The organism is Bombilactobacillus bombi (assembly GCF_013607485.1).
Lineage (GTDB): Bacteria > Bacillota > Bacilli > Lactobacillales > Lactobacillaceae > Bombilactobacillus > Bombilactobacillus bombi_A.
Genome location: NZ_SCHP01000041.1, coordinates 1 through 9,761 on the forward strand (window position 1 = coordinate 1; position 9,761 = coordinate 9,761).

At 31.2% G+C, this 9,761-nt stretch carries 10 protein-coding genes; all 10 read left to right on the forward strand.

The genetic code is table 11. The features are described from left to right. A partial coding sequence (locus EQ827_RS06860; RefSeq protein WP_181190261.1) for a beta-galactosidase trimerization domain-containing protein occupies positions 1 to 477 on the forward strand: 477 nt, incomplete at its 5' end. A 689-nt stretch (positions 478 to 1,166) separates the two neighbouring features. Next, positions 1,167 to 2,447, forward strand: a complete 1,281-nt coding sequence (gene rpoN / locus EQ827_RS06865; RefSeq protein WP_181190262.1) for an RNA polymerase factor sigma-54 — start codon at positions 1,167 to 1,169, stop codon at positions 2,445 to 2,447. A gap of 243 nt (positions 2,448 to 2,690) precedes the next feature. Further along, the gene (locus EQ827_RS06870) at positions 2,691 to 3,605 is read left to right on the forward strand and encodes an alpha/beta fold hydrolase (RefSeq protein ID WP_181190263.1); all 915 of its coding nucleotides are present in this window, start codon (positions 2,691 to 2,693) and stop codon (positions 3,603 to 3,605) included. 897 nt (positions 3,606 to 4,502) lie between these two features. Continuing rightward, the gene (locus EQ827_RS09135) at positions 4,503 to 4,637 is read left to right on the forward strand and encodes a hypothetical protein (protein WP_258231813.1); all 135 of its coding nucleotides are present in this window, start codon (positions 4,503 to 4,505) and stop codon (positions 4,635 to 4,637) included. Positions 4,638 to 5,432: 795 nt separating this feature from the next. Continuing rightward, positions 5,433 to 6,401: an SIS domain-containing protein gene (locus EQ827_RS06875; protein ID WP_181190264.1), complete on the forward strand. Its 969-nt coding sequence runs from the start codon at positions 5,433 to 5,435 to the stop codon at positions 6,399 to 6,401. A 21-nt stretch (positions 6,402 to 6,422) separates the two neighbouring features. Then, on the forward strand, positions 6,423 to 7,136 hold the full coding sequence (locus tag EQ827_RS06880; protein WP_181190265.1) for a GntR family transcriptional regulator: 714 nt from the start codon (positions 6,423 to 6,425) through the stop codon (positions 7,134 to 7,136). Positions 7,137 to 7,161: 25 nt separating this feature from the next. Beyond that, complete coding sequence (locus tag EQ827_RS06885) at positions 7,162 to 7,647, forward strand: PTS sugar transporter subunit IIB (protein ID WP_181190266.1); 486 nt, start codon at positions 7,162 to 7,164, stop codon at positions 7,645 to 7,647. Positions 7,648 to 7,661: 14 nt separating this feature from the next. After that, on the forward strand, positions 7,662 to 8,447 hold the full coding sequence (locus EQ827_RS06890; RefSeq protein ID WP_181190267.1) for a PTS mannose/fructose/sorbose/N-acetylgalactosamine transporter subunit IIC: 786 nt from the start codon (positions 7,662 to 7,664) through the stop codon (positions 8,445 to 8,447). Further along, positions 8,431 to 9,252 (forward strand): PTS system mannose/fructose/sorbose family transporter subunit IID, encoded by an 822-nt coding sequence (locus EQ827_RS06895; RefSeq protein ID WP_181190268.1) that lies wholly within the window; start codon positions 8,431 to 8,433, stop codon positions 9,250 to 9,252. Before EQ827_RS06890 ends, EQ827_RS06895 begins: the two co-directional genes overlap by 17 nt. 15 nt (positions 9,253 to 9,267) lie before the next feature. Next, the gene (locus tag EQ827_RS06900; protein WP_181190269.1) at positions 9,268 to 9,672 is read left to right on the forward strand and encodes a PTS sugar transporter subunit IIA; all 405 of its coding nucleotides are present in this window, start codon (positions 9,268 to 9,270) and stop codon (positions 9,670 to 9,672) included. Positions 9,673 to 9,761 lie beyond the last annotated feature (89 nt).

The window sequence follows — 9,761 nt, forward strand, 5'->3', positions numbered from 1 at the left end:
CAAATAAACAAGATATCTAGTGCTGGTGAAAATGATTTATATAATAATAAAGATAGACCTGTTAAAGATTGGGTTGGATTATTAGAACCGACTAATACAAAAGTATTAGCTAAATATGATCATCAATATTGGGGTAAATATGCAGCTATAACGGAAAATAAATATGGTAAAGGCAAAGTTTTTTACGTAGGATCATATTTAGATAGAGATACACTATCACTACTTTATGAATATATATTAAAAAATCTCGGTCTTTGGTCAATAAAACAGAGACAAATATTTCCAATAATAAATAAGAAGTTATATAATTCCAAGCTAAACAAAAATTTGGATTTCTATTTTAATTACTCTAATAAAAAGCAAAGGATTAGTTATACTTCTAATAAAAAAGGTGTTGATTTATTTAGCAATAAAAAAGTTGAAGTTGGTCAGACTTTTGTTTTAAATCCTTGGGATTTATCAATAATTTTAAATTAAACTCATAGTGCTAGTTGAATTATGTTAATAATATCAACAAACATTGCTCTATTCTAATTTGAAAATCAGCTAAACATCATGAACGATTGCGCTCAATATCAAAGAGCTTATTTCAGAGGAAAATAGTTTCAATTTTTCGGCGTTGTTGCTTTAAGAAACATTCATTAACTTGTGCTTACTAGCAAATATTTTCACTTTGTGGAGTCCAAAATTCAATTCTTTTATCCGCTAAAACATGTGCGCAATAGGCTTGCTGTAAGATAGTTTTCACTATTTTTAAATCGTAGATAGTGGCTGGAGTAATCGTATAAGCTAAAACTGAGCCTTGCCGAACATTGTGACGGCAATGTATCTTCCGCGGGACAAATAGCTAATATAAGGATGCAATAATATTCCTTCCGTTGGCAATTGGGAGTTATAATAGGGAGATTGCCGTTTAAAATTAATTGGCCTGACATGGTGGTTTTCACTTCTTTAGTAGTAATTGACTAAAGTATGAGCCTAGTCAGGCTTTTTTATTTAAGTTTTATTACTAGCACCACGGGTAAGTTAATATTACAAATATTTTTGACTATTACTTATTTTTAAATAGATATTAAACTAAAAACTTTATTTTGTGTTTTCAATACAATCATCATTCAATCTAGCGTTATAATAAATCTAGCGAGTAAATTAGTTGAGGTTTAATTATGACACTGAAACAAAGTTATCAAATTAATCAAAAACAACTTCATAGCTTAATATTGACGCAAAGTATGAAGCAGTCTATTTTAATGTTGCAGACTAATCTTTTAGATTTAACTGATTATGTGCAGGATTTAAGTATGGCCAATCCCTTGTTTGATGTAAACCCTACCATTTCTAAGCAAGAAGTAGAAATGTCAACGGCTTTAGAAAACAATACAGTTGAACATCAGACTCTCTATGATTATCTGTTAGAACAAACACGTCTTACCATGCGACCAACACCATTGCGTGATGTTGTTTTATATCTAATTGACCAGCTTGATGAACATGGCTATCTTTTAAAGTCTGATACAGAATTACTTCAAGAATTGCCGATAAATAAAGTGACGTTGTTAGATGCAAAAGAGTTGTTATATAATCTTGATCCGCCTGGGGTAGGAGCCCAATCTTTAGAAGAATGCTTGAAATTACAGCTGCAATTTAAAACTGCAACGCCGCAGACTACTTTAGCCTTACGTATGATAGAAGAATGTTTTTCAAAAGTAGTAGATCATGCTTGGGATCAAATTGCCCATCAGCTTAATGTTAAAGTGGCAGAAATTCAAGCAGCTTTTGAAATAATTCAAACATTAACACCATATCCGTATACTGCTGATTATGATTCTAATGGATATGTTATTCCTGAGCTAATTGTAAAAAATCAGCAGGGTAAATTATCTCTTGACATTACCAAATATGGTTATCCCCAGATTGTTTTTGCTCAAGAAACTTACAATCAACTTCAACAGAGTACTGATCAAGAAGTTCAAGCATATATTAAGTTTAAGCAGCAAGAATATCAGGCCCTTCAGCGCAATTTGAATCGTCGTTTAGAAACTATCGCCATGATTGGACGCTGTATTGTGCAAGCACAGGCGGATTTCTTTTTACAGAAAACTAAAGTATTAAAGCCTCTTTTGTTACGTGATGTTGCACATAAATTAGATATTAGTATTTCTACGGTAAGCCGAACCATTAATGGTAAATATTTGCAAACTGATTTTGGTATTTTTGAATTAAAATATTTCTTTACTAAACGTAGCAACCCCACTTCTGATAAGTCGGTAGCTCAAGTTCAAAATTTAATCAAACAACTGATTGCTCAAGAAGCTCCCCATCAACCTTTAAGTGACCAAAAAATTGTTGCACAATTAGCTGAACAACACATTCAGATTGCCCGAAGGACTGTGGCTAAATATCGTCAACAATTAGGTATTGATAGTGCTTCTAAAAGGAAGAAATAAAATTTTTGAGTGTATCTCTATAGGTTAAGATTACTATAAGGGTTTCGAACTTGAAGCTCTTTGACATCTAAAAAATATCCCAATTTTTCCGAGAAATAAGTTATTTTATAAATTTTTTATCCTTTATAATAAAATTTATCTATTGACATGTTCTCCCGCTGTTCCATTTAATTTTAAACATGTTGGAATTTATAATATCCTATTTTAAAATACATTACAGAACTATTAATAAGGTGGCCCAAATTGAGTACATCAATTATAGAAAGCGTTGAAATCAACAATACTAAATTGTTTTTTTCGATCAGTAAAAACCAAGAAAATAAACCAATTATTTTGTATTTACATGGAGGGCCAGGGGATTCTTGCATCCCGTTAACTAAAAAGTTTAATTCCCCATTAGAAAAATCTTTTGTTTTTGTAAATTTAGAACAAAGAGGAAGTGGTTTATCTTACTATAAATTTTCAAAAAATGAAAAATTAACAACTTTAAGTATTTTAGAAGATATCCATCAATTTGTTATTTATTTGCTTAATAGACTGAAACAAGATAAATTAATTTTGATGGGCCATTCCTGGGGAACATTTTTAGGACTTCTTTTTATTCAAATTTATCCTGAACTAATTTCCCAGTATATCGGGATTGGTCAAGTAGTTAACATGAGTAAAAATATAAAATATCAAAAGGCCTTTTTAAATCAGCAAGCAAAGTCAGCTACAGACATTAAAAATTTGGAAACTGACGAAAACACTATGAATGCTTGCTTATTTCTTACAAAACAAGTTGTAGCTAATGGCGGTTCACTTTATAGATCAAAAAATTACAAAAAACTCATTATTCCTTTCATTTTTTCAAAAGATTATTCACTGAAAGATTTAGTGCACCGTCTACAAGGATCTAAACAATCTTTTAATCTATTCTGGAATGAATTATCAGAAGTTAACTTTGAAAAAGATTTAGACTTTAAAGTTCCAATAATTTTTTGTGAAGGAAGACATGATCATCATGTCTCATCAGAGCTAGTTGCAAAGTACGCTATGAATATCAAAAGTCCAAATAAAATTATTTGGTTTGAGCAGTCAGCACATTTCCCACAGTGGGAAGAACCCAACAAATTTAATAAAGAAATAAAATCTGCCCTAAAGCATCATGTAGATTAATTTTAGAGGTTCTACCATATGAGTTCTTAAATTCTATCGGTAAAATAGACTAATTGAGTATGGGAATAAGCAACTACTAATAAGTGCAAAGGCAGAAGATTAAGTATAAAATAATAAATTTAACAAAAATTTGCCGTGCACTTGTGCCTCTAGTCTTGTAGAAATAATTAATTTCCGCGCATAATATCAAATGTGATCAATAGTCCAGACGTGATATACTTGCAGCAATTTGGATGATGGAAGGTCGGTGCGATTTTATCTAATCAGAAACAGTTAAAATATTATTGTTGTTGATACTAAATTCCCTAGTATCAGCTTTAATAACTGCATCATATGCTAAGGATTATTGTGTAAGCGGAACTCAACTTGTGCCGGGGGATATAATTTTTTATAAGAAATATTTAAACAAGTGATTGCCGATTGAGTGTTAGATGTTGTCAAACTGATTAATAATCAATCTTTAAAACTGCACAACTAATGTACTGTCATTGAAGTTTTTGGAATCTGTTCATATTAAATTTGTAATCTGCATTTAATAAAAAGTTAAGTATGATATTTTTATCTAAAGAATTTGAACTATTTTGTGAATCATGGCAATTTTTAAAATATGTTTATTTAGTCAATCTTTACTAAACTGATTTTATTAATGTAACTGTAATTGATACTTAAGTTGCTAAGTTAGTAATTGATAAGCATAATTTAATCCGATATAAGGGGCTGCGACAAATTTTGTCACAGCCCCTTATAATCTACTACATTTTAGTAATATTGCCAGCATTTTTTTGTATTACTTCTTGATAAAAATAGTAATTATCCGTAGTGCTAGTTAATAAAACTTGAATAAAAAAGCCTGGCTAGGCTACACTTTAGTCAACTATTACTAAAGAAGTGAATCCTATGTCAAACCAACTTAATTCTAACCAACAACGTTCTTTATTACAACTCCCAATTGCTAGGTGGCTGAATATTATTGAACCATTATATCGGCAATTTGTTCCGCAGAAGATTTTTTGTCTTCGCAACGCTCAATAAGCTAAGATATCAAATATCAATCTTTTAGCTCTGCTGTATTGGCAGGTGGATTTGGGCATGACTAATGAATGCTGCTATTATCGCTTTTTAAAGAGCTTAGACTGGTTTAATCTCCCGGAATGTTTGTGGTTTAACCGCCTCTGCAATCCGGGGCGGTCAATTATTGCAGTATCTGCAACAAGGTTTAGTCAACCAAAACTCAAAAAGAACTCGTTACACCATTATTGATAGTCTCCCACTGGCTGTATGTCAACTCATCAGAAATCACCGTGCATTAGATAATCTCAGTTATAATCCTACCAAACTCCTGTGATATTGCTGTTTAAAGGATAGCTTTGAAGTTTCTGAACAAGGATTAGTTGACGACTATACTATTACGCCCGCCGCCATCCACAATTTAAAGATGGTGAAAATTCTCTTACAGCAAGCACAAGTTAAAGAGTCCTTCTTAAAGCGGTAGCGACGAAAAATTGAAACTATATTTTCTCGTTGGAATTAGCTCTTTGATATTGAGCGCAATCGAGACCGATGTTTAGTTAGTTTTCAAACACGGATAGAGCAATGTTTATTTGTTGATACTATTAGCATAATTTAACTAGTACCACGGATACTGTAATATAAATGTAATTTTAATTACAAAAATAAACCACACTCAAGTAAGTATATCTACTTAGTGTGGTTTATTGTACACTATAATATTAATTTTGTTGTTGACAAAAAAATAAAATCGGTTACACTTAAGTTGTTCTGGTATAATACGACATATGATGTCTTTAAAAGGAGGAAAATAAAAGTATGAATAATAAGGAAATGGTAGCTCGTATATTAAAACATAATAATGGCAAAATAAATGCTGTTTATTTTACAGCATGTGGTGGATCTTTAGTTGATATGTACCCATCATATTTTCTTTTACAATCTGAAGCAAAAAAATTATCAACTGGTTGGTATAATGCAAATGAATTTGTACATGTAACTCCTAAAAAATTAAATTCAAGTTCCATTGTTTTTGTATGTTCACACAGTGGAAATACACCAGAATCAGTACAAGCAGCAAAAGTTGCTCAAAAAATGGGAGCAATTACTATAGGGTTAACATTTAACAAAAAAGCAGATTTGCTTGAATACTCTGATGAAAAAGTAATTTATGAATGGGGAAATGAAAATGAAGTTGTACATAATCCTATGGCTATTATGTTAGATATGACTTCACAAATTTTGGCGGGTATTGAGAATTATGATAAATTACCGGAATTTGCTGACGGTTTTAATAAGATAGATACGATCGTTACAAATGCAATTAAGCAAGTACAGACTAGAACAAAAGCTTATGCTGAAAAATATTATAGTGAGCCAATGTTTTATATTTTAGGTAGCGGAGCATCCTTTGGACATACTTATGGTTTTGCAATTTGTAGTTTAATGGAGATGCAATGGTTGGATGCAGCACCAATTCATTCAGGAGAATATTTCCATGGTCCCTTTGAAGTTACTGATAAAGATAAACCATATATTGTGATGGAAAGCATCGGTCGTACGAGAGAATTGGATGAACGAGCAATTAAATTTTTAAATAAATATGCAAAAAAGGTTGAAATTGTGGATGCTAAAGAATTAGGATTAGACTTAATTGATAGTGAAGTAGCAGAGTACTTTAATCCTATTTTATTTTATACTGTACTATGTGAATATCGAGCAAAATTAGCCAATAAGCGAGATCATTCACTTGACGTCAGAAGATATATGGGAAAAGTTAAATACTAAAAATGAATGTAGGACTTGATTATGCCAACTAAGCTTAGAACAAAATATGAAACAGTAATGATGGATTTGCGAGAGAAAATTGTTACAGGAAAATATCAGGTTGACTCTAAATTACCTAGTGAAGAGGAGCTTAAGCAAATATATAGTGTTAGTCGTATTACAATACGTCAAGCTGTTGATGGTCTTGTGTCTGATGGCATAATTGAGAAAGTTCAGGGTAAGGGTAGTTACGTGAGAAAACCTACTCAGGTACGAAGATTACTAAGAAGCAGCTCTATTGAAAGTTTTTCTAAAACTGCTGAAGAAAATGGTTTTGAACCAAAAATGAAAATTTTAAAAATAGAAAAGCTAAAAGTAAATAGAGAAATTAAAAGAGGATTGAAAACTTCATCCTCTTTTGCCTTACATACTGTTCGACTTTGTTATCTAGATGATGATCCAGTTGTTATAGAAAGCAACTTTTTTCCTTTACCAAAATTTGAAAAATTACCAAAGTATGATTTAAATGGATCATTATACAAAATATTTCATGATGATTTTGGCATTGAGTCATTAACTGATTCTAACAGTATTTTACGGGTAATTGCAGCTAATAAAGAGCAAGCACGGTTATTGAAACGCTCTGTGGGTTTTCCGTTATTTAATTTGCGTAATCAAATATATGATAATAATCACAATTTAGTACAATATGGAATTGAATTAATAGCAACAGATCGCTATGAATTTAGGGTTTGATTGCTAAGTGGAAGGATGTTTAAATATGATAAAGCTATTTAGAGTAGATCATCGTCTGCTTCACGGACAGGTTGCAGTTTCTTGGTTTGGATATACTGGAGCTAATTGTATTTTGATTGCTAATGATCAAGTGCCTGTAGACGCAATTAGAAAAGCTTCTATTAAAATGGCTAAGCCCTCTGGGAGTAAACTTGTTATCCAGAATATCAATAAAAGCATTGAATCTTTAAATAGTGGTATTACTGATAAATATAATTTAATGATTATTGTAGAAAGTATTCATGATGCGTACCGCATAATTCAAAATTTGGATAATAGGCCTAAGGTTTTAAATATTGGTGGTACAAAAGAAAGCCAAGAAACTAGAATTCTAGCACCTGCTGTTAATACCACCGTTAATGATGAAAAAGAAATTCAGAAATTAATTGATTTAGAAGTTAAAGTGGAAATCCAACAGGTTCCCTCGTCTCCAATCAAAGCTATTAAAGAAAGCGATTTAAAACTTGAGTAAAAGGAGGTAAAATGATGATTTTAAAAACATTTTTAATTGGTTTGGTTGCATTGATTGGTTATAGTGAATATTTCTTAACTGGTGCGTCAATGATTTTTAGACCGATTGCTTTAGCTCCATTAGTGGGGATAGTAATGGGCGATGTGCCAAATGCTATTAAGGTTGGAGCAGCAATGGAGTTAGCCTACGTAGGAGTTGTTGAAGTGGGAATTTCAACTCCACAAGATATGGTTTCAGCATCTGTGTTAGGGACTACTTTTGCATTATCTACTGGAAAGGGAATTTCAGCTGCTTTAACCTTTGGATTACCACTTTCTATGTTAATATTAATAGTTCAAAATGTTATGTATATATTTGTTGCACCAATTTATGTTTCAAAAATGGACGAATATGCAAAAAAAGCAGAAGATCATAAGTTAAGCATGATGGCATTTTGGGGAGGTCTTGTAGTTAACTTTATTCCTTCAGTAATCTTTATAATGTTAGCGTTTTATTTTGGCTCAGGCTTTTCCAAACAGCTAATTAATATGATCCCTCAATTTGTCCAAGATGGTTTAGTTGTTGCTAGTGGATTGTTACCAGCTTTTGGTTTTGCTTTATTGATTCAACAAATGCTAAGAAAAGATATTGTTCCATACATGATTTTGGGATTTATATTAACAGCTTATTTAAAAATACCAATAATTGGAATAGCTATTCTAGGATTAGTTATAGTAATGATTTCTTACCATAATGAAATGAAATTGCATGAACAATTAAAATCGATTGGTGGAGGTGTAGAAGATGACGAAAACTTCTAATTCAGAAATGCGTAAGGCATTATGGTTTACCTTTTGGAGATCGTTTGCTGCAAATTCTGCATGGGAATTAACTCGACAAGAAGCAACTGGATATGCTTTTAGCATGGTACCTTCACTTAGAGTTATTTATAAAAATGACAAAAATGGTAAGGCTGAAGCCTTACAACGGCATATGCAGTTTTTTAATATTACGAATGTTTTACTCCCATTAGTTTTAGGTACTTCAATTGCAATGGAAGAAGAAAATGAATCAAATCCAGAGTTTGATCCGCAAATTATTAATAATGTTAAAGTAAGTTTAATGGGGCCTCTTTCAGCAATTGGCGATTCAATGTTTTTAACTACTTGGAGAGTAATTTGTATGGGAATATCTTTAGCGTTATGCCAGGCTGGCAATATTTTAGGACCAATATTGTTTATGTTCTCTTATAATATTGTTACAATTGCTGTTCGTTATTTTGGTTTACAAATAGGTTATAATGAAGGAACTAAATTTATTCAAAAGATGAGTGATTCCAATATTATTCAAAATATTTCTGATAAAGCATCAACTTTAGGTATGATGGTTGTAGGAGCGATGATTCCTACCTATGTAGTTTTAAATTCTCCCATTAAAATAGGAATTGGTAAATCTGCAATGACGCTTACTAAAACTTTGGATCAGATAATACCATCTATGCTTCCATTAATAGCAACTTTGATTGTTCTTTGGATGATTAGAAAAAAATGGAAAGTAGGATGGATACTAGTAACTATTATTGTTTTTAGTATTCTTGGAACATGGCTGCATGTTCTTTCAGCCTGATATGGAGATATTAATATGAAATCATTAATATTAGTTAGTCATGGTAATTTTTGTAAGGGTATTATTAATAGTGTAAAAATGATATTAGGTAGCCAATCTAATTTGTATTCCATAAATTTGTTAGAGGGAGAAAGTCCAGATCATTTTAAGCAACGCTTTTTAGAAATTGCTAAAACATTAGATGATTTTATTGTTTTTACAGATTTATTAGGTGGGACACCATACAATGTGGTTTATCAATTACTATTAGAGGGTAATTATCATTTTGAGCTATATACTGGAATGAATTTACCAATGGTTATTAGTTTTATTAATTCGCAAATTATTCACAATGATATTGATATTGTTAGTGAAGCAAAAAAAGGTATTAAACATGTTAATAATAATATAAGTTCTACTATTCCAGATGAAGAATTTTAATAGAATATAGTTATATACATGCTACTATATAAATTTAATGAAATATTAATTATAAAAAACCACATTTAAGGAAATATAATCCTTAGTGT

Coding starts and splice junctions, on each gene's coding strand:
- rpoN (WP_181190262.1), top strand. CDS start 1,167: ATGACACTGAAACAAAGTTATCAAATTAATCAAAAACAACTTCATAGC.
- EQ827_RS09135 (WP_258231813.1), top strand. CDS start 4,503: ATGTCAAACCAACTTAATTCTAACCAACAACGTTCTTTATTACAACTC.
- EQ827_RS06875 (WP_181190264.1), top strand. CDS start 5,433: ATGAATAATAAGGAAATGGTAGCTCGTATATTAAAACATAATAATGGC.
- EQ827_RS06880 (WP_181190265.1), top strand. CDS start 6,423: ATGCCAACTAAGCTTAGAACAAAATATGAAACAGTAATGATGGATTTG.
- EQ827_RS06885 (WP_181190266.1), top strand. CDS start 7,162: ATGATAAAGCTATTTAGAGTAGATCATCGTCTGCTTCACGGACAGGTT.
- EQ827_RS06890 (WP_181190267.1), top strand. CDS start 7,662: ATGATTTTAAAAACATTTTTAATTGGTTTGGTTGCATTGATTGGTTAT.
- EQ827_RS06895 (WP_181190268.1), top strand. CDS start 8,431: ATGACGAAAACTTCTAATTCAGAAATGCGTAAGGCATTATGGTTTACC.
- EQ827_RS06900 (WP_181190269.1), top strand. CDS start 9,268: ATGAAATCATTAATATTAGTTAGTCATGGTAATTTTTGTAAGGGTATT.